This is a genomic window from Streptomyces sp. NPDC056231 (assembly GCF_048270745.1).
Lineage (GTDB): Bacteria > Actinomycetota > Actinomycetes > Streptomycetales > Streptomycetaceae > Streptomyces.
Genome location: NZ_JBLVKW010000046.1, coordinates 35,239 through 55,103, shown reverse-complemented (window position 1 = coordinate 55,103; position 19,865 = coordinate 35,239). Strand labels below are relative to the sequence as shown.

At 68.8% G+C, this 19,865-nt stretch carries 12 protein-coding genes and 1 pseudogene; 10 read left to right on the top strand and 3 right to left on the bottom strand.

Features of this window, described 5'->3' with window-relative positions:
* Positions 1 to 218: 218 nt before the first annotated feature.
* Positions 219 to 1,313 (top strand): IS630 family transposase, encoded by a 1,095-nt coding sequence (locus ACNPQM_RS28880; RefSeq protein WP_418086276.1) that lies wholly within the window; start codon positions 219 to 221, stop codon positions 1,311 to 1,313.
* Positions 1,314 to 1,384: 71 nt separating this feature from the next.
* Here the strand turns inward: ACNPQM_RS28880 and ACNPQM_RS28875 are convergent, their stop codons facing one another.
* Entirely contained in the window at positions 1,385 to 1,762 is a 378-nt protein-coding gene (locus ACNPQM_RS28875) for a hypothetical protein (RefSeq protein ID WP_086831186.1), read from the bottom strand.
* Between ACNPQM_RS28875 and ACNPQM_RS28870 the strand changes: the two are divergent.
* The 4 genes and pseudogenes from ACNPQM_RS28870 (at position 1,744) to ACNPQM_RS28855 (ending at position 5,900) form a co-directional block, all read left to right on the top strand.
* Positions 1,744 to 3,125, top strand: a pseudogene (locus ACNPQM_RS28870) (IS701 family transposase). The gene ACNPQM_RS28875 and the pseudogene ACNPQM_RS28870 overlap by 19 nt on opposite strands.
* Before the next feature lie 602 nt (positions 3,126 to 3,727).
* The gene (locus ACNPQM_RS28865) at positions 3,728 to 4,402 is read left to right on the top strand and encodes a helix-turn-helix domain-containing protein (protein WP_418086259.1); all 675 of its coding nucleotides are present in this window, start codon (positions 3,728 to 3,730) and stop codon (positions 4,400 to 4,402) included.
* Positions 4,399 to 5,136, top strand: coding sequence for an SRPBCC family protein (locus tag ACNPQM_RS28860; protein ID WP_418086258.1), 738 nt, complete (start codon positions 4,399 to 4,401; stop codon positions 5,134 to 5,136). The genes ACNPQM_RS28865 and ACNPQM_RS28860 overlap by 4 nt, the downstream gene beginning before the upstream one ends.
* 191 nt (positions 5,137 to 5,327) lie before the next feature.
* The gene (locus ACNPQM_RS28855) at positions 5,328 to 5,900 is read left to right on the top strand and encodes a dihydrofolate reductase family protein (RefSeq protein ID WP_358863445.1); all 573 of its coding nucleotides are present in this window, start codon (positions 5,328 to 5,330) and stop codon (positions 5,898 to 5,900) included.
* Positions 5,901 to 6,299: 399 nt separating this feature from the next.
* Here ACNPQM_RS28855 and ACNPQM_RS28850 read toward each other — a convergent pair whose 3' ends face one another.
* Together ACNPQM_RS28850 and ACNPQM_RS28845 are read right to left on the bottom strand one after the other, a co-directional pair.
* Complete coding sequence (locus ACNPQM_RS28850; protein ID WP_418086257.1) at positions 6,300 to 7,415, bottom strand: tetratricopeptide repeat protein; 1,116 nt, start codon at positions 7,413 to 7,415, stop codon at positions 6,300 to 6,302.
* Positions 7,416 to 7,474: 59 nt separating this feature from the next.
* The gene (locus ACNPQM_RS28845) at positions 7,475 to 10,351 is read right to left on the bottom strand and encodes a CHAT domain-containing protein (RefSeq protein ID WP_418086256.1); all 2,877 of its coding nucleotides are present in this window, start codon (positions 10,349 to 10,351) and stop codon (positions 7,475 to 7,477) included.
* 23 nt (positions 10,352 to 10,374) lie between these two features.
* Between ACNPQM_RS28845 and ACNPQM_RS28840 the strand changes: the two genes are divergently transcribed.
* The 5 genes from ACNPQM_RS28840 (at position 10,375) to ACNPQM_RS28820 (ending at position 19,785) form a co-directional block, all read left to right on the top strand.
* Positions 10,375 to 10,743 carry a hypothetical protein gene (locus ACNPQM_RS28840; RefSeq protein ID WP_418086255.1) on the top strand — a complete coding sequence of 123 codons (369 nt, stop codon included), beginning with the start codon at positions 10,375 to 10,377 and terminating at the stop codon, positions 10,741 to 10,743.
* Positions 10,740 to 11,630, top strand: a complete 891-nt coding sequence (locus ACNPQM_RS28835) for a hypothetical protein (protein ID WP_418086254.1) — start codon at positions 10,740 to 10,742, stop codon at positions 11,628 to 11,630. The genes ACNPQM_RS28840 and ACNPQM_RS28835 overlap by 4 nt, the downstream gene beginning before the upstream one ends.
* 709 nt (positions 11,631 to 12,339) lie before the next feature.
* Positions 12,340 to 14,898: an NPCBM/NEW2 domain-containing protein gene (locus ACNPQM_RS28830; protein ID WP_418086253.1), complete on the top strand. Its 2,559-nt coding sequence runs from the start codon at positions 12,340 to 12,342 to the stop codon at positions 14,896 to 14,898.
* A gap of 321 nt (positions 14,899 to 15,219) precedes the next feature.
* The gene (locus tag ACNPQM_RS28825) at positions 15,220 to 15,792 is read left to right on the top strand and encodes a hypothetical protein (protein ID WP_418086252.1); all 573 of its coding nucleotides are present in this window, start codon (positions 15,220 to 15,222) and stop codon (positions 15,790 to 15,792) included.
* 714 nt (positions 15,793 to 16,506) lie between these two features.
* A complete protein-coding gene (locus tag ACNPQM_RS28820) occupies positions 16,507 to 19,785 on the top strand; it encodes a PQQ-dependent sugar dehydrogenase (RefSeq protein WP_418086251.1) in 3,279 nt (1,092 codons plus the stop codon).
* Positions 19,786 to 19,865: the final 80 nt, after the last annotated feature.

Here is a 19,865-nt window from a genome sequence, read left to right as displayed (position 1 = left end):
CAGGGCTGTTGAGCGACACATGGGTCCTCCTCCAGGCGGGACTCACGAGCCGTCGGGATGATCAACGACGCGGGCGGCTGATGGTCACCGATTCGGCCGAAGACACGTTGTGCAAGGGAGAGCGGGGGAGGGGGCGTTCGGGGCTCTGTGCCCCTCCCCCGTCGCTCGCTCAGTTCCCCGCGACGTCTTCATCGCCACCGCCAACGCATGTACGCGGGCTGACCGACCAGGAGGGGCAGAAGCTGCAGCAGACCGTGCGCCGGGGCAGCACCAACTCGGTGCGCTACCGGCGCGCGATGATGCTGCTGGCCTCGGCCGGCGGGAACCGGGTGCCTCTGATCGCCCAGTTGGTCCAGGCTGACGAGGACACCGTCCGGGACGTGATCCACCGGTTCAACGAGATCGGCCTGGCCTGCCTGGACCCTCGCTGGGCGGGAGGCCGTCCCCGCCGACTCAGCCCTGACGAGGAAGACTTCGTCATCCAGACGGCCACCACCCGCCCCATCAAGCTCGGCCGGCCCTTCACCCGCTGGTCGTTGCGCAAGCTCGCCGCCTACCTGCGGAAAATGCACGGACGTGTCATCCGCATCGGCCGTGTAGCCTTACGGTGCCTGCTCCGGCGCCGCGGCATCACCTTCCAGCGCACCAAGACCTGGAAGGAGTCACCCGACCCTGATCGCGACGCCAAGCTCGACCGGATCGAGCAGGTGCTGGAACGCTTCCCGGACCGGGTCTTCGCCTTCGACGAGTTCGGGCCCCTGGGGATCCGGCCCACCGCAGGCTCCTGCTGGGCGAAGCAGGGCAAGCCAAACCGGCTGCCGGCGACCTATCGCCGCACCCACGGCGTCACCTACTTCCACGGCTGCTACTCCGTGGGCGACGACCGCCTGTGGGGCGTCAACCGCCGCTGCAAGGGCACCGCCAACACCCTGGCCGCGCTCAAGTCGATCCGCGCCGCCCGACCCGACGGCGCCCCGATCTACATCATCCTGGACAACCTCTCCGCCCACACCGGCGCGGGCATCCGCCGCTGGGCGAAGAAGAACAAGGTCGAGCTGTGCTTCACCCCGACCTACGCTTCCTGGGCCAACCCGATCGAGGCCCACTTCGGCCCGCTGCGGCAGTTCACCCTGGCCAACTCCCACCACCGCAGCCACCCTGCGCAAACCCAGGCACTGCACCGCTACCTTCGCTGGCGCAACACCAACGCCCGCCACCCCGACGTACTCGCCGCCCACCGCAATGAACGCGCCCGCACCCGCAGCGAAAAGGGCATTCGCTGGGGCGGACGCCCCCTCAACACCGCGGCCTGACCAACCGCGAACAGCAGCCCCCGAACGCCGACGGGGCAAGTTCAGGAGAAGGACAGCGACAGAAGGATGACTCAGGAGGCGAACGGCTCGATCTCCCCCGCGAAGACGATGACCTGGTCGATGAGGCTCCGTCGCAGATGGACGACATCCGTTCCCGCCAGGCGGGGGCCTCCATCCGGCGTGGTGAAGACCCATTGGTACCGGGCCCATTCGTCAGGCATGTCCACCGCTGAGCAGCGCACCATCGTGCCGGTCCCCGCCGGGTGGCGTCGGATGTCCAGCACGAACCGCTCGACCGCGCCGATTCCTTCGCTGCGACCCAACGGCCCCCAGAAGACCACGTCTGAGGTCAGGGCCTGGGAGAGCAGGGCAGTCACATAGCTGTCGTCCGAGGCGTTGAACGCGGAGATGAACGTGTCGATCGCGGAGCGTGCGGTCTCTTCCTGCATGCCCCAGTAATACCAGCAGTTTCGCGTGCGCTCGACCCACGAGCCGCCTTCCGATCACGGTGAACCTTCCCGGTCACAGCACTAGTAGGGCTTTGTTAGGTCCTGTGGTGTGGTTCTGGTGTCGGTGCAGATTGGCCGCATATCGAGCAGGCGCCGGTCCAGGTGGCCAGGAGGGCCTGGAGGCGTTCGCGGCGGAGTTGTTCGACGGGTTCTTCCGTGCGGACCAGCGGCGTTGGGGGCAGGTGTATGTGCGGGGGCTGCTGCTGGACGGGAGGCGCAAGTCGGTGGAGCCGATGGCGGCCCGCCTCGGTGAGGACGGCAATCGTCAGGCGCTGGCGCACTTCATCACCTCCAGTCCGTGGGATCCGGCCCATGTGCGGGCCCGGCTCGCCTGGAAATTGCACGATGTCATCGGTGCGGAGGCGTTGATCGTCGATGACACCGGCTTCATGAAGGACGGGGATGCCTCGGCGTGTGTGTCGAGGCAGTACACCGGCACTGCGGGCAAGGTCACCAACTGCCAGGTGGGGGTGTCGCTGCACCTGGGCACGATCACGCCTCGGCCGCGGTCAACTGGCGGCTGTTCCTGCCCGCCTCCTGGGATCCCGCCTCGCCGGATGCGGAAGCGGGCAGGGTCGCCCGCCGCGGCCGTTGCGGGATCCCTGCCCGGGTGGGGCATGTGGAAAAGTGGCAGCTGGCACTGGACATGATCGACGAGGCCCGCACCTGGGGCGTGGACGTCCCGCTGGTCGTCGCGGACGCCGGATATGGAGATGCCGCCGCCTTCCGCTTGGGGTTGGAGGAACGGAAACCGGCCTACGCGGTCGGGATCTCCTGCCGTCACACCGCCCATCGCGCCCATGCACGGCCGATCACTCCCGAGTATCAAGGCATCGGCCGCCCACCGGTGGCGACATACCCGGACAAGCCCCAGACGGTGAAGGAACTGGTCATGGAGGCCGGCCGGCAGGCGGCCCGGCCCGTCTCCTGGCGCGAGGGCTCCCGGCCAGGCACAGGCCGAACCGGCCTCAAGCGCATGTACTCGCGCTTCGTCGCCCTGCGCATCCGTCCCGCCGGACGCGAGATCCGCCAGGCCACGCAGGGTGTGGAACTGCCTGAGCGCCGACTGCTGGCCGAATGGCCAGCCACCGAGCCGGAACCGGTGCAGTTCCGGCTGTCCAGCCTGCCCTCCGGCATACCCCTGGCCTCGCTGGTGCGGCTGGCCAAGCTCCGCCGGCGCATCGAGCACGACTACCGGGAGATGAAACAGCTCCGTACCCGCGGTGTCGAACGCAACGCACGCCGACACCGTAGGGATGTGGCGGAGCTGGGATGGAACGGAGGTCGCGCTGAAGGCCGATGAAACGGCCGTCGTGGCGCACCTCGACGGGCAGGAGTTCAACTTCGACGAGGGCTGGCGCATGTCGGGGACTGGGACCTGGCACCTGACCGATGAGCAGTCGGGTTGGGGCAATGGTCAACACGTCACTGTGAGCGTCACGCGGCAAACCTCATGGGAGGAACGCCACGATACGGAACCCGGTTTCGAAGTTTCCGCAAACGCCAGGGAGCCCGCACCGGAGACATACACGTGGACGCTGGAAATGGAGCGGGGCGCGAAGGGACTGCGTCTGTTCTTCTTGTTCGGCGACCCGGACGCGCAGCTACTACTACCTGGAGAAGGAGCGCACCGAACACGGTTCGCCTTCACCGCTATCGACGGGGGCACGTCGGCGGTAGAGCAGGCGCAACGACGCGGCGGGGGGAAGCGGAAGGTAAGGCCGAGTCGACGCGCCGCGGCTCGATGGATCGAGCCCGGCGGCTCTCCAGGTCGTCCTCGGCCTCGAGGAGACAGGCCCAGTTAGGTCACGCAGGAGGCTGGGGCGACGGCCTCGACGCCACAGAAGGCACACCGACAGTTTTTATTTTCTTGACAATAATTCTTGTCGGCTCCATCCTGGAGCGGTGCTGGACGTCGCTGTGATCGAAGAACCCGCTGCGGCCGAGGCGTCCCTGGACCCGATACGGTCCCGGATCCTCGCCGCCCTGGCCGAGCCCGGCTCGGCCGCCATGCTGGCCGCCCGCCTGGGGTTGCCCCGGCAGAAGGTCAACTACCACCTGAAGGAACTCGAGCGTCACGGCTTGGTCGAACTCGTCGAGGAACGGCGCAAGGGCAATGTCACCGAGCGGGTGTACCGCGCCACTGCCGCCTCCTACGTGATCTCCCCCAGCGCCCTGGCCGCCGTCAGCCCGGACCCGTCCCGGTCCCCGGACCAGCTCTCCGCCCGCTGGCTGCTGTCGCTGGGAGCACGACTGGTACAGGAGGTCGGTGCCCTGCTGACCGGCGCCTCCCGGGCCCGGCGGCGACTGGCCACCTTCGCCATCGATGCGGAGGTGCGGTTCGCCTCCGCGGCCGACCGCACGGCCTTCGCCGACGAGCTGGCCCAGGCCGTGACGGCCCTCGTCAGCCGCTACCACGACGAGTCCGCCCCCGGGGGCCGTAGTCACCGGGTGATCGTCGGGCTCCACCAGATTCCCGCCGCGCCCTCCGGCGCCCCGGGGAGCGAGGCTGACCCGCGGCAGAACCCCGGAGGGACAGAAGGACACGGATCCGAAGCACGACAGGAGAACTCGCAATGACGCACCCCTTCGAGATCGAGCAGGAGGCGACCCTGCCGGTGAGCCCGGAGCAGGTCTGGGAGGCGATCGCCACCGGACCGGGGATCGACTCCTGGTTCATGGGACGCAGCGAGGTGGAGCCGCGCGAGGGCGGCACCGCCGCCATGGACATCGGGGGCAACCGGGAGACCTCGGTGGTCACCGCCTACGAACCCGGCAGACGCTTCGCCACCCGCACGGCCACTGCCGAGGACGGCCGCTTCATGGCCTTCGAGTACCTGATCGAGGGGCGCGACGGTGGCAGCACCGTACTCCGTATCGTCCAGAGCGGCATGCTCGGCGACGACTGGCAGGACGAGTACGACGCGCTGCGCCGCGGCTGGCCCTTCCACCTCCACACGCTCCGCGAGTACCTGACCCACTTCCCGGGACGCGCCGGCGTCCCCGTCTTCGCCATGGCGCCCTCGGGCGAGCAGCCCACGCAGCAGGTCCGGGCAGCCCTCACCCGCGGGCTGTCGCTACCGAGCCCGGTCGCCGTGGGCGCACGGGCGCACGCCGATCCGGCCGGCCTGCCGCAGGTGGACGGTGAAGTGACCTGGTCGGACGACGAGCGCATCGAGGTCCGTACCGCCGACGGGATCTACACCTTCCACCACTTCCCCGGCGTGGTGCTGATGTTCCACCACCTCTTCGGCCCGGACACGGACGGCGCCGAGGCCGCCTGGCAGCAGTGGCTGACCGGCCTCCTCGCCTGACTCCGCGCTCACCGGTGCACAGCCGCACCGTCGGGCACCCTGATCCGCTTCACCCCCAGAATCACCGGACCAGCCGCTCTCCGCGGCGGTCACCAGCACCTCATCATCGGGGCGCCTGCGCCGTGAACGCGGGCCGAGCGCGCACCGAGCAGCCACACAACACACCTCCAAGAGATCAAGGAAAACCTCTCATGCGCACTGTGATCAGCACGGCCTTCATCTCGCTCGACGGCGTCATGGAGGCCCCGGGCGGCGAACCCGGCTACCGCAACTCCGGATGGACCTTCAAGGAGGTCGACTTCGTCCCCGAGGCGTTCGAGCTCAAGGGGCGCGAACAGCAGGAGTCCACCGCGATGCTGATGGGCCGGGTCAGCTACGAGGCGTTCAGCCCTGTGTGGCCGGACATGGCGGATTTCGCGCATTACAAGACGATGCCGAAGTACGTCGTCTCCACTACCCTCACCGAGGACAAGCTGGTCTCCAACTGGGGTGAGACCACCATCCTGCGCTCCCTCGACGAGGTCGCCGCCCTCAAGGAGGCAGACGGCGGCCCGATCATCGTCCACGGCAGCGCCTCGCTGAACCACAGCCTCTCGGACGCGGGCCTGATCGACCGCTACCACCTTCTCGTCTTCCCGCTGCTGCTCGGAGCCGGCAAGCGCCTGTTCAGCACCACGGACAAGGACACCCAGAAGCTGAAGCTGGTCGAGCACGAGGTCTACAGCAACGGCCTGCAGAAGCAGGTCTTCGACGTCGTCCGCTGACGACGCTTCGGGCATCCCGGTTTCGCCCCCGCCTGTGATGGCAGACGCCACCGGCCGTCTGCCATCACAGGCACGTGCTGATCCTCATCGTCGGTGGGCCAGGCAACACATCCTGGCCCACGGCTCGTACCCACAGGCAGTGTGCCTCCGCAGCCCCCACCACGAGGCCGGGCCAACGGTCCGGCAGCGCCTGCGAAGGCGATGCTGCGGCTGACCGAACGACAGTTCCAGCGACCCGGCTGTCGCCAGGCTTCACCGCTGCATCCCGGCCTCGCCGTCGAAGGGCGCGCCTGGCCGGAAGCCACGCACGAGAGCAAGGACGACAGGAACCCTGGTTGACGGGCCCGCTTCGAGCCCTTGCTGGGCTTCGTGCACGACACCAGGTGACCGATGGCGTGATCACCCGCCCAGCTGCGCGAGGACGCCGGTGAGCTCACGGACGCGCGGGTGGTTGGGTCCGTGCGTGCTCCGGTAGCCCTCGATCGCGTCGCGCAGCAGCGGCACCGCCTCCGTGTTGCGGCCCTGGTTGGCCTTCATCGCAGCCAGGTCGACCTGGACCCCGAGGGTTGCGGCGTGCCGGAGGCCGTACGCCCGCCGGTAGCCCTGGAGCACCTCGGCGATCAGCGTCTCCGCCTCGGTGACGCGGCCGAGCCGGTTCAGGACGACTGCGTAGTTGTGCCGGGTGGTCAGGGTGTCCGGATGCTGGTCGCCCTTCAGCCGCGACCGGGCGTCGACCAGTTCCCGGTACATCGTCAGGGCCTCGGCGTGGCTGCCCTGGTGGATGAGCACGGCGGCGAGGTTGTGCCGAACGGTCAACGCCAGGTCGCTGCCGCCGTCGACGTCGGCCAGCATCGCCCGGTACATGCGCTCGGCCTCGGCGAATCGGTCGGGCGAGCCGCGTAACGTTCCCGCCAGGGTGTTCCTGCTGCTCAGCGTGTCCGGATGGGTGGCGCCGAGTGTGCGGGTACGGCGGGCCACCGTGTCCCGCATCAGCCCTTCCGCTTCCTCCCGGCGCCCGAGGTCGATCAGGACGTTCCCCAGGTTCGTCGCGATCGACAGGGTCTGGGCGTCGTCCTGGCCGCGCAGCCGCTCCCACCCGGACAACGCCTCCCGCAACTGCTGCTCGGCGAGCGCGAGATGGCCGCCCTCCTGCAGGAGCCGGGTGAGGTCGTTCAAAGCCAGGAGTCTGTTCTCCTCGTCGTCCGCGCGGGCGGCGACCAGCCAGTCGAGCAGTTCGACGGCGTCGTTCCGCCGGTCGGGCAGTCGGCCCAGGGCCGCCGCGTACAAGTGGAGCGCGTGCAGTGTCTCCGGGTGCCGCAGGCCGAGCTCCTCGCGTTTGTGCACGAACTCCGCGCCGAAGGCGAACTCCTGGGTCACCGACAGCTTGATGTTGATCAGCGGCACGTCGCCGGGCCGCTCGGTCACCTTGATCTCGGCCTTGCCGAAGTCACCGACGACGTGGTCGGTGACCTCCGGCTGCTTCCTCTTCTTCCTCTTCCTGCCCCAGAACGCCACATCACCAGCTTGGCCGCAGTGCCACGCCGGTGGCCATACGTTTGCCGGACACGTGACCGTCATCGACCGGAATACAGGTACGCCGCCCACAGCGTCGGGGTCCTCGGGAAACGCTCCCGACAGCGGCGCACGGCGTGGTGCAACGCTGTTGCGACGTCTTCGCCCTCCGCGATTCCCTGGTGCAGGTCCACGCCGACCAGCCGGGCGACGTGGTCGTTGACCTGCCAGAGCGTGCCGACGACCTGCGGGTAGCCGGCGAGCTGGAAGGCCGACACCAGATGCAGGCCCTCGTCCGGGATCCGGTGTGCGCCGAGGGAGGTCTCGCACGCCGACAGCACCGCGAGCCGGACCCCGGAGAGGTCCAGTGCGGACACGTCGAGCACCGACAGCGGACCGTCGTGCAGCAGCAGATGCCCGGCTGACGGGGCGCCGGGATCGCTCGCCGCGTGGCACGCGAAGTGCGCCGACGCGTGCGACACGAGCGCGGCACGGACCGCGTCGACCGTCGCCTGCGCGCCGATCAGCCGTGTGGCCGGGGTCAGTGCGGCGATCCTGCTCGCCTCCCGCTCCGTGCTGCGCAGTGCCTTCGCGCCGGGTGCGTCCCCGATCGCCACGATCACCAGATCCTCGCCTGCTCGGGCGTACCGGGCCCGGGCGTGCCGCAATGCCCGTAGGGTCGGGGTGTAGGCGGAGACGGCCCGGTCGAGGACCGTCGCACCGTCCGGAAAGCGGCCGGCCGCGTGGAGGGGAAGCAACGCAAGCTGTCCCACCGGTGACCACCAGATTTGTGGCCAGGCGCCGGACGGCGCGGCGGTGTGCCCGAGTCGCTTCAGCACCGGTTCGGCGACGAAGTCCCACAGCCAGCCGAGCACCTCCGTGACGGTGGCCTGGGCCTCGGTTTCGCCCGCTCCCGGCCGGGTCGCCGCGTTCAGAGCGGCCCCGAAAGCAGCGGCCTGCTCCGCCACGGAGTCCGGCGTCACGCCAGGCAGTTCGACTGCCGTGACACCCGACGGCTCGACGATCAGCGCGTCGCTGCGGAACCCGCTCACGTTGATGAGCACGACGGGTCCGTTCACCGTGGACGCCAGCAGGTCGGCAAGCTCCGGTGGGGCGAGGAAGTCCCTGAACCCGGGCAGCGCGCGGGCCTCGTCGAGCAGACGTCCCAGCCGGATGTCCAGGTCGTGCCGCTCATCCGCCGCGGCGCCCAGGAGATGCCCGGACGGGGTCAGCCGGTCGAACGCGTCCCCCAGCCGTTCGGCGAGCTCGGGTGCGACGGCGTGCAGCCGGGACAGATCGCTGCGGCTCTGCAGCACCTGCCCGCCGAGCACGCCACGACCGAGTTCCAGCAGCCGTACTGCCGTGTCCGGGTCGTCTGCCCACAAGGCACTGGCGGCCGCGTCGGCGGCGAGACCGTTGAGCTCCTCCAGCACCCGCTGCTGGTCGAGGCGGGCAAGACGCCGCGGCACCACGAGCGGCAGCAGGCCGACCGCGAACGCGTAGGCGTCCCGCGCCTGGCGCCAGTGTCCCGCCTGCGCATCAGTGCGTGCCCATGCGCGTGCGGCCCTGATCCGCACCATCGGCTGCGCTCCCTCGGTCCGAGCCGCCTCGCGGAAGGCGTGCCCCGCCGCGGCGAGGACCCCGGGATCCAGGCTCAGCTCGTACTGGGCGTTCAGGGCGTCACCGTAGTTGATCTGGGTTACGCCGCGCTGGGGAGTGTCGGGAGCACTCGCGCGGACGGCGCTGCCCAGTGCCGTCACGGACCGGCGCAACGCTGCTGGATCGCCCCTGAACCGGTACTCGGAGAGCCAGAACCGGCCCAGGTTGCCCAGCGCCGCCACGTGGTCCTGCCCGCCGTACGGCACCGCCTCGACGACCTCGGTCAACGCGGTGACCGCCTGCGTCAGGTCGGACTGCAGCCGGGTGCGCAGGAACCGATCGTGGTGCAGCAGTCCCAGCAGCAGCGGGACGGTGGCTTCCTTGCTGCCCCAGCCACGCGCGGACCGGCCGATCTCCACGGCTTGGTCCAGCAGTTCGATGTCGCCGGTCCGTTCGACCAGGGTGTGCACGGCAATCAGGTAGTTCTCGCATCGGTTGCCCCACGGGTGGGTACCTGACGGGGTGGCCTCGAGCACCTCGCGCAGGAGGCTCACGCCTTCCCGCAGTGCCGCGAGGTCACCGGTGTGCCGGCCGCGGTCGAGCAGCGCGGCAGCGAGGTCGACCTTGAAGTCCAGCAGCAAGCCCGACGTGCTCGGGGTGCCCGCCACCGCGACCCGCAGATGCCGGATGGCGGTCTCTCGCACCGACTCGTCACCCGTGTGTTCTGCGGAGCGCTGCAGCACATCGCCCAACTGGTTGAGCCGCAGCAGGTGGTTCGGATCGTCGGCGGGCGTCGCACGGACACTCTCCTCGAGGACCCGGGCCGCCTCGGCGAGTACGGTGTGGTCGTCGGTCAGCCCGTACCGCAGGTACAGGGCCTTGCCCAGCACGAACAGCACGGCCGGCACGCGCGGCAGTCGTGACGCCGACTCGACTGCCTCGGCGACGTACGCCGGGTCGCGGGTGTGCTCGGCAAGCAGGACCAGCGTCTCGGCCCGCATCGTGGCCGCCACTCGCCGGTTCTCCTCATCCAGTAGCAAGATCGCCTCGTCGCATCCGGCGATCGCCTCGTGCAGCGCCGACACGTCACCGAAGTACTGGAAGTGATCCAGCAGCAAGGCACTGAGGTTGACCCGCAACGTGTGTCTGATCGGGTGGTCCGGCACGTATCCGATGGCGGTGCGCAGTTGGGCGATCCCCTCCACCAGATCCGTCGGATCACCCGTGTACCGGTGGCGGTCGCGCAGCCTCATGGCCAGGTCGCTCATGGCGTTCACCGAGCCCTCCGCAACCCGGCGCCGGTTCCACTCGATCTCGCTGTCGAAGGGTGTCGGGGTCACCACGCGAGGTTATCCTCATTGTGATGACCGCTGACCAACTCGCCGTTCTGTGCAGGCGTTTGGCTGACACGGCCGACGCGGTGCGGACCTCGCCGGAGATCCGGGCGCGTGCGGAGTCGATCTCCGACCGGGTCCGCGGTGGCGCCACGCCCTGTGAACTCGCCGACGAATTCGATGCCTTGGAGGAAATGCTGCTGCGGGCGGGACACGCGGCCGGGCTGAGCCCGGTCCGTTCCTACGAGCGGCTGCCCGGCGGCGGCGACGGGCACCGTGTCCTCGAGGTCCTCGCCTGCCCCGGCGGTACCTGCCCCCGCGTCGAGGCGCCGGGCACGGTGCCGGTGGACTGCCTGGTGCACCGGCAGCCGATGGCCATGACGAGGCTTGGGTCGTGACCACGTTCCTCGATGCGCTGGGCGGCAAGCTGGCCGAACGCTGGCTCACCCTGCTGCTCGGCCCCAGCGTGCTGCTGATGAGCGTGACCGTGGCCGGGGTGACGCTCGGACACCAGCACTGGCACGACACCGGCCTGCTGCTCACCCGGCTCGACCTGCTGTCGGCACAGCCCGCGCTGCGGAGCACCGGCACGCTGGTCCTCGTCCTGGCGGGACTCCTCGCCGCCTCGGCGGGCCTCGGGCTCGCCGTCACCGCGCTGGGCGCCGCGGTGGAACGACTGTGGCTCGCCACCCGGCCGCGACGGCTCACCGCCCGGCGCCGCCGGCGTTGGGACGCCGCGCAGGAGCGGTTCGACCATGCTCTGGTGGAGGCGGCCAGGGCCGAGCGCACTCCCGAGGCGGAAGCGGCCGCGGCGCGGGCCCGTGAGCTCAACGCCCGGCGCAACCGGATCAGCCTGGTGCAGCCGACCCACCCGTTCTGGCTGGGCGACCGGATCGACGCGGTGGACACCCGCGTCTGGGAGGCCTACCGGCTCGACCTCACTTCGGCCTGGCCACGGCTCTGGCTGACGCTGCCCGAGGATGTGCGCGCCGAGATCGGCACGGCCCGCAGCCGGCTCGCCGCCGCGACCCGGCTGGTGGCGTGGGCCCTCGGCTATCTCGCCGTGGGCGCCGTGTGGTGGCCGTCGGTGGTCGTCGGCGTTGTCACCGCGGCGACGGCCTGGTGGCGGGCTCGGGCGGCGGCCGTGGCGTTCGCGGAACTCGCCGAGTCGGCCGTCGACCTGCACGGCCGAGGGCTCGCGGAAAGCCTCGGCATCTCGTGCGCAGGCAGGCTCACCGAGGACGTCGGCGCCGAGATCACCACGCTGCTCAGGAAACGGACTTGAGCTTCTCCTCTCACCGCCGCAGGGATCACCGACGTGGACGAGGCCGCGTTCACCCGCCGCCCGCATTCAGCCTGGGGAGACTTCCCTGAACCAGGGCGGTAGCCCCCGGGCCGACATCCGTTCCCTGTGTTGACGGTGTACAGGGCTCCGGCTCCTTCCCCGAGACGGCCTCGGGCAAGAGCCGGCTTCCATGCGGCGCTGTGCTCAGCCGGTGACCTTCACGACACCCGACGCCGTCGCGTCCGGACCCGCGCCGTCCGCCGGGGTGGCGGCAAGCTGCCAGGTATAACCGCCGGTCCCCACCGGTACGCCCGACTCGGACGTACCGTCCCAGGTGACCCGTCCTGCGCTGAGGGTGTCCTCGCCCGTCCAGGTGCGGACGATCTCGCCGCTTGCGCGGCCGTTCGGCCGTGACCCATGGAACCAGCGTGTTGGTTTTTGTCACTTCCCTTGCCCTTATGGTGAGTTGGCCTCTATCTTCCATGGCGTCGAATTCATCGGATGTCGAGCTCGGTCCTCAGAAAGGGACGCCATGAGATCCATACATCCGCGGGCTGCCCGTATGTCCTCCCACTTAAAGGCGCTCACTTCCGCTGTCGCAGCGTGCGGGGTTGCTGCCCTCTGTGTCACGCCCCCCGCTGTCGCCGTCGAGAAGAACGCGAGCCAGCTTCAACAGAATTCAGTCATCGGATCTGTGTCGAGCCGATCATTGGCCGACAACACCAGGCGTACCGTCGTTGAGGTCACAGACTTCGGCGCCGACCCCAGCGGAAAGGCGGACTCCGCGGCCGGGATCGCAGCCGCCATAGCTCACGCGAAGAGCATCCACCGGCCCACCACCATCCACTTCGCGCCGGGCACATACCAGGTCTATCCCGAGCGCGCCCCCAAGCGGGAGCTCTACGTCAGCAACACGCTGGGCGCCGACCAGTCGTTGAAGACGAAGAGCATCGGCATTCTCCTCGAGGGCATGCGTGACGTCGTGGTCGACGGCGGCGGCTCGACGATCCTCAATCACGGGTTCCAGACCGTGTTCGCCGCGATCCGCTCCACCAACGTACGGTTCACCAACTTCTCGCAGGACTGGGTCGACCCCAAGACGGTCGACATCACGGTGGCCCAGACCGGGGTCACGAACGGACGGGCCTACCGCATCATCACCGTGCCCCAGACCTACCACTACGCGGTGGAAGGCACCTCGGTGCGGTGGTCAGGAGAACGGAGCCCGGTCACCGGGCAGGCCTACTGGACCGGCACGAACTCCTTCAACTACGCACAGATCCACGACCCTTCATCGAACAGAACCCGGCGCACATCGAACCCGGTCTTCAAGAACGTCGCAAAGATCACCGACTTGGGTGGCAGCCGACTGGAGATCGTCTATACCAACGGCACCGCGCCGACGGACGACGGGTACGTCTACGCGATGCGCGAGACCACACGGGACACCCCCGCGGCCCTGTTCTGGGAGTCGGCTCACGTCACCGTCGACCATCTGCGACTCGGCTACCTCCACGGCTTCGGGATGGTCGGCCAGTTCAGCAAGGACATCACCATCGACTCGGTCGTGTTCAAGACCGATCGCAGAACCGGGCGGGTCACGTCGAGCTTCGCCGACCACATCCAGATGTCCGGCGTCAGAGGCACCGTGCGCATCACCAACTGCGTCTTCGACAATCCGCAGGACGACCCCATCAACGTCCACAGCACCTATCTCCAGGTGACTGGCACGGAAGCGAAGCAGAAGAAGCTGTCTCTGCGGTACATGCACCACGAGACGGCGGGCTTCCCGCAGTTCCATCCCGGCGACAGAATCGAACTCGTCAACAAGCGCACCATGCTTGCCGCGCCCGGCGCGACGGCCACGGTGGTCTCGGTGGACGGACCCACCGGTACGAGTGTCCCCGCCGGCGCCGATCCTGAGACGTACCTGCGCACCATGACCGTGGCTGTCGACCGCCCGCTGCCCGATTCCGTCGTCGACGCCCCCGGCAACTACGCCGCGGAGAACGTCAGTTACACGCCGTCCGTCGTGATCAAGGGAAATACCTTTCAGGCGGTCCCCACCCGAGGCATTCTCGTCACCACCCGCAGGCCCGTGCGGATCGAGAACAACCACTTCGACGGTATGAGCATGTCCAGTATCGAGATCTCGTCCGACGCGCACTCCTGGTACGAGTCCGGACCCGTACGGGACGTCGTCATCCGCGGCAATGTCTTCGACCGCCCTGCGAGCCCGGTCATCTCGTTCGACCCCACCAACCAGGATTTCGTCGCCGGCCAGCCGGTGCACCGCAACGTCCTCATCGCGGACAACGACTTCAACCTCACCTCCGCAACGGTGGTCTCCGGCCGTAGTGTCGGTGCCCTGACCTTCCGCGGCAACAGGATCCAGCACTACGCGCACCTGCGTCTCACTGGGCCGGACCAACCCCTGTTCATCGGGAGCACCGCAACTCTCTCCACAGACGCACCGCCCTCAAGCAGCACCGTGCCGCTGTTCACCTTCGACGGTGCCGACGACATCACCCTGGCCGACAACACTTACGTCAAGGGCTTCAACAAGCGTGTCAACACTGCCGACATGACTGCCTCAGCGGTGACCGTCACTGGTGATGGCCTTGCGCTGAACGCCGACAACATCACCAGCGCACCCGTGACGGTCACGTACACCAGCTCGGACCCCTCCGTCGCCACGGTTGACAGCAATGGCCTGGTCACGGCGGTCGGCATCGGTCAGTCCGTCGTCACCGCCCAGGCCACGATCGGCGGCGATCAGGTGGTCTCCAACCCTGTGACGGTATCGGTGGCGACCCCACCGGAGCCGCCGACGGGTCAGGCATGGGTGAGCGATCTGACCTTCGTCTCGCAAACCAACGGCTGGGGCCCGGTCGAACGCGACCACAGCAACGGCGATCAGGCTGCCGGCGACGGTGGGCCCGTCACGATTGGCGCCACCGCCTATACCAGGGGCCTCGGCGTGCACGCAGCCTCCGACGTCGGGCTCTACCTCGGCAAGCAATGCTCCCGGCTCACTGCCGCCGTCGGTGTCGACGCGGAGGTCGCGGAGCACGGCAGCGTGGTCTTCGAAGTCTGGGTGGACGGCAAGCAAGCATGGAAGAGCCCTCTCATGACCGGCACCGAGCCGGCGAGCCCCGTCGACGTCGACCTCGCCGGGGCGACCACGCTTCGTCTGCGCGTCACCGACGGCGGCGACGGCAACCAGTACGACCATGCCGACTGGGCGGACGCGCGGCTCGCCTGCTGAGCTGTCAAGCAGTCCAGGGCACGCCCGATGACCCCGCCCGCGCCGAGTGTGCCCCGGACTGACGCTCCCCCGACTGCCGTTGACCAGCGCCGCCCAGTCGAGCGGTACGGTGACACCGAAGCCGCATCGTCGACGGCGGATACGACCACGGCGCGCGAGATGAACGCCATGGTGCAGAGGATGGCGATGAAGAAGGGGGCTCAAGAAGTCGGAGCTGGACGCGCGCCCCGGCGAGTACGAGAACGGCATCCAGCCGACGGCCCAGCAGTGGTACCAGAGCGGCATCAAGGATGCCCACATGAAGATGAGCGAGCGGTACTGATGAACAAAAGGCACTTGGTGCTGCCCACAGTGCTCGTGGTCGCGGCAGCCGTCGTCGCCGCGATCCAGCTCTGGCCCAGCCCGCTGAAGGACCTCCGGGCGAGAAATCTGTGCCTGGGAATGCTCACGAAGGAGACAGCGGGCCTGCTCGACGACCGCAAGGGGGGCGAGCTGATCGTGGACGAGGACAAGGGCGCGGGGGCGGGGGCGGACCCGATGTTCTCCACCATCTGCTGCGTCGAACGCGAGACGAAGAAGGACACGACTGCCCGGATCCAGTACACCCTCGACGTGCGGCCGACCGACACCCTTAACAAACCCGCCAAGGACGCTGCCCCGGTCGGCGCCGGGTACTCCGGCTGGATCGGGCCGCGCCAGAGCGAAGTCCAGCTCCCCGCCGCCTGCGCCAGGCCCATGAGAACCAGTGCCCCCCACATCACCGTGACTCTGAAGGTCGCCCCAGGCGTCCTGGTCAAGGAGAACTGGGACACAGCAGCTCTGATCTCCAAGAGCCGCACCATCCTCCTGGAGGGCATCGACAACCTCACCGAACAGTACGACTGCACGGCATAGAATCCGGCCGCCGTCGGGGGCCGTCGTCGTCCGTTGGCCACCGTGCGCGTCCGCACGGTGGCCGGCCTGGCCCGCGAGGCGTACGGCCAGGTGCGGGCCCTGTACGCCCCGTACGCGATGAGGTCGGAACCTCCTGAGCCCCGAACGGCCTTCCCGTACCGGGCGCATCGGAACGACATCACCGGCTTCGGCTCCCCTGGCTTCGACTTCCCGGCCACAGTGACCGAGTGGCCCCCGGTCGACTTCCTCACTGGATCAACTCGCCAGCCACCGGGACGCGTTACCTCAGACTGCGAGCCGAGATCGGCTCCCGCCTCTTGCGCGACCACGAACGCAGGTGCACAGCTGAGCCGTTGTGACCTCCCACGAGCACCTTGGCCATGCCGTCGCCCTTTCTGTCGGCACCTCAGTTCTTTTGATGAATCATTAGAAAGTTCCAGAGATTCGTACCGAACCTCTGGACAGCCCCTACTCGGCGCTCTAACGTCTCGGCCCATCGAGACATGTGTTTCGTCGCATTAACACCGCAACCGATCAGCGTTCACTCGAACGTCCTCCACCTCACGAGTCTTTCTACGTCTCTCCCCCCATGGCCGGGCCACCGCCCGTCACGAGGCGCTGCGCAATCGACGTCACAGCGGTCGTCGCTCACGCACCGTGCAGCACCGCCAGAGATCGAGGAGAAGCATCACCGTGCACCGCACCCTGAGACGCATGATCACGGGGGTCCTGCTCGTGGCACTGCCCGCGCTGGGCAGTGTGGCCGTCGCGCCCGCCGCCCAGGCACACCCAGGCCACGAACACGCCCTGGACTGGTCGAACTACGAGAAAGTCACCCTGACGAAGGACACCGGCGAGCCGATCGACCTCGCCGTACTGCCTGACAGCCGCGTCCTGCACACCGCCCGCAACGGCGACCTGCGGCTCACCGACCCCGGCACCGGTGTCACGAAGGTCGTCAACCACGTCGACGTGTACCAGAACTCCGAGATGGGGTTGCAGACGGTCACACTCGACCCGGACTTCGCCACCAATAAATGGGTCTACCTCTACTACTCGCCGCCGCTGAACACCCCGGCCGGCTCCGCACCGCTGCAGCTGCCCGCCGGGCAGACGGACGCCTACTGGAAGCAGTGGGAGGGGTACGACACCCTGACCCGCTTCAAGTGGACCGGCGACAAGCTCGACCTCTCCACCGCGCAGGAGATCATCCGGGTCGACACCAACCGCGGTCAGTGCTGCCATGTCGCGGGTGACGTGGACTTCGACAGTGACGGCAACCTCTACCTTGCCACTGGCGGCAACACCCCGGCGTCGGGCCCGAACGTCAACGGTTACACGCCGATCAACGACGCGGCCGGCTACAACCCCGGTCTCGACGAGCGTCGCGGCGCGGGCAACACCAACGACCTGCGGGGCAAGATCCTACGGATCGACGTCCAGGAGGACGGCAGTTACACGATCCCAAAGGGGAACCTGTTCGCACCGGGCACGGCCAAGACCCGCCCCGAGATCTACGTGATGGGCCTGCGCAACCCCTTCCGGCTGGCGGTGGACCGCGAGACCGACGCCGTGATGTGGGGCGATTACGGCCCCGACGCCGGAACCGCCGACCCGAACCGTGGGCCGATGGGATACGTCGAGTGGCAGACCACGACCAAGGCCATGAACAGCGGCTGGCCGTTCTGCACGGGTGACAACAGCAAGCCCTACCGGGACTTCGACTTCGCCACCCTCACTCCCGGCCCCGCTTTCGACTGCGCGGCGCCGGTCAACGACTCCCGCTGGAACACCGGTCTGACTGAGCTGCCCCCGTCCGTGCCGGCCACTCTCTGGTACGGCGACCGGGACACCGACCAGCCGTGGCCCGAGCTGACCGCCTTCCGCGGTCCCGGCGGTCCGGGCGGCCAGGCCCCGATGGCCGGTCCGGTCTACCATTACGACGCGAACAACCCCTCGCCGGGCAAGTTTCCGGAGTACTGGGACGGCAAGGCGTTCTTCGCGGAATTCTCCCAGGACTATGTGGCAGCGCTCACGCTCGACGGGCCCGACGGACCCGTCAGCAAGCTGGAGAACGTCCTGCCCAACAGCGAGCGGTCGCAGAACGGCATCCCCCAGTGGGACAACCCGATGGACCTGGAGTTCGGCCCGGACGGCGCGCTCTACGTCCTCGACTACGGCGACGGCTTCTTCCGTCAGAACCCCGACGCGGGTCTCTACCGGATCGACTACGCAGAGGGCAACAAGGCGCCCACTGCGGTGATCAAGGTCGACAAGTCGTCCGGCCAGGCACCGCTTCAGGTCTCGTTCAGTGCCACGGGCTCCAGCGATCCGGAGAACGGCGAACTCACCTACCAGTGGGACCTCGACGGCGACGGCACCTTCGACGCCACCGGACCCACGGCCACCCGTACGTACCCGGAGAACGGGCAGTTCCAGGCCCGGCTCAAGGTCTCCGACCCGCAAGGCAAGTTCGGACTGTCGAGCCGTCAGATCACCGTGGGCAACACGGCGCCTACGGTACGGATCACCTCGCCGCCGGACGGCGGGTTCTTCAACTGGGGCGACGCCGTGCCGTACGGCATAGCCGTCGAGGACCCGGAGGACGGCACCACGCCGGACTGCACCAAAGCGGCTTGGACCTTCGGACTCGGGCACAACCAGCATGGGCACCCGGTCAACAGCGGCACCGGTTGCACGGGCGGCGTCGTGACCCCGGTCGACGCGGGGCACGGTGACACCGAGAACGTCTTCGGCGTCCTCGGGATCACTTACACCGACAAGGGCGCGGGCGGCGTGCCGCCGGCGACCGGTGACGCCCAGGTGGTGCTCAACCCGGCGCTGATGCAGGGCGAGCACTACGACTCCGCGAAGGGCGTCACGATCACGGACGACACCACGGCGTCCGGACAGCGCAAGGTGACCTCCTTCGACGCGGGTGACTGGATCGCGTACGACCCGGTGTCGTTCGCCGGGATCAACGGGGTCAAGACCCGCGCCAGTGGCGCCGGCACGCTGGCGCTGCGCTGGGGCTCGGCCGACGCCGAGCCGTTCGCCACGGTGCCGGTTCCGGCCGGAGAAGGCTGGCAGACCGTCACCACCGCTCTGTCGAACGCCCCTTCGGGGACGGGCGAGGTCTTCGTCACCAGCTCCGGCGGTGTCGAGCTGGACTCACTGACCTTCCAAGGCGCGGGCGTCGCGGACAAGACCGCGCCCAAGGTCACCGCCACGCTCAACCCGCCCCGGCCCAATGGTGACGACGGCTGGTACACCAGCAACGTGTCGCTCACGGTCTCGGCGACCGACAACGGGACGGTCGCCAGTCGTCAGTACTCGGTCGACGACGGAACGACATGGCAGTCGGCCAACGCCGCCGTCACGCTGTCCAAGGAGGGTGCCACCACCGTCCGTTACCGTGCGACCGACAACGGCGGCAACGTCTCCGAGGTGGGTTCGCTCACCGTACGGATCGACCGCACCGGTCCCACGGTGACGGCCACCGGTCTCGACGCTGACGGTGTCTACGGAGACTCCAAGCGTCCGACTCCGGTCTTCTCAGCGGCGGACGCGGTCTCCGGCGGGGCCACTGCGACGGCCACCCTGGACGGCACGGCCGTCACCTCCGGCCAGGCGCTGGAGCTGTGGCGGCTGCCGCTGGGAAGCCATGACCTCACGGTCAGCGCCCGGGACAAGGCCGGCAACACCACCACGAAGACGGTCGCCTTCACCACCCGTACCTCCTACGCGGACCTCCGCGCGCTGATCACCCAGCTGCGGGCCGACGGCCTGATCACGGCGCAGGGACAGCGGCAGCTGACCGTACGGCTCGACCGGGCCGAGGCACACGCCGACGCGGGCCGCACCAGCCGGGCCGCGGCCATGCTGGAGTCGTTCGTCGGCTACACGGCCGACACCTCCCTGGTGCCGAACAGCGCGGCGGGCGCGGCCCTGGCACGGGACGCGCGGGCGCTGAAGGGAGGCGCCACCGGCTGACGCCGGGACCGACAGAACTGCCCCGCTCTCACCGGCGGGGCAGTTCTGTGCCCGGACTCCACTCCGTCGCGGGGCCTGTT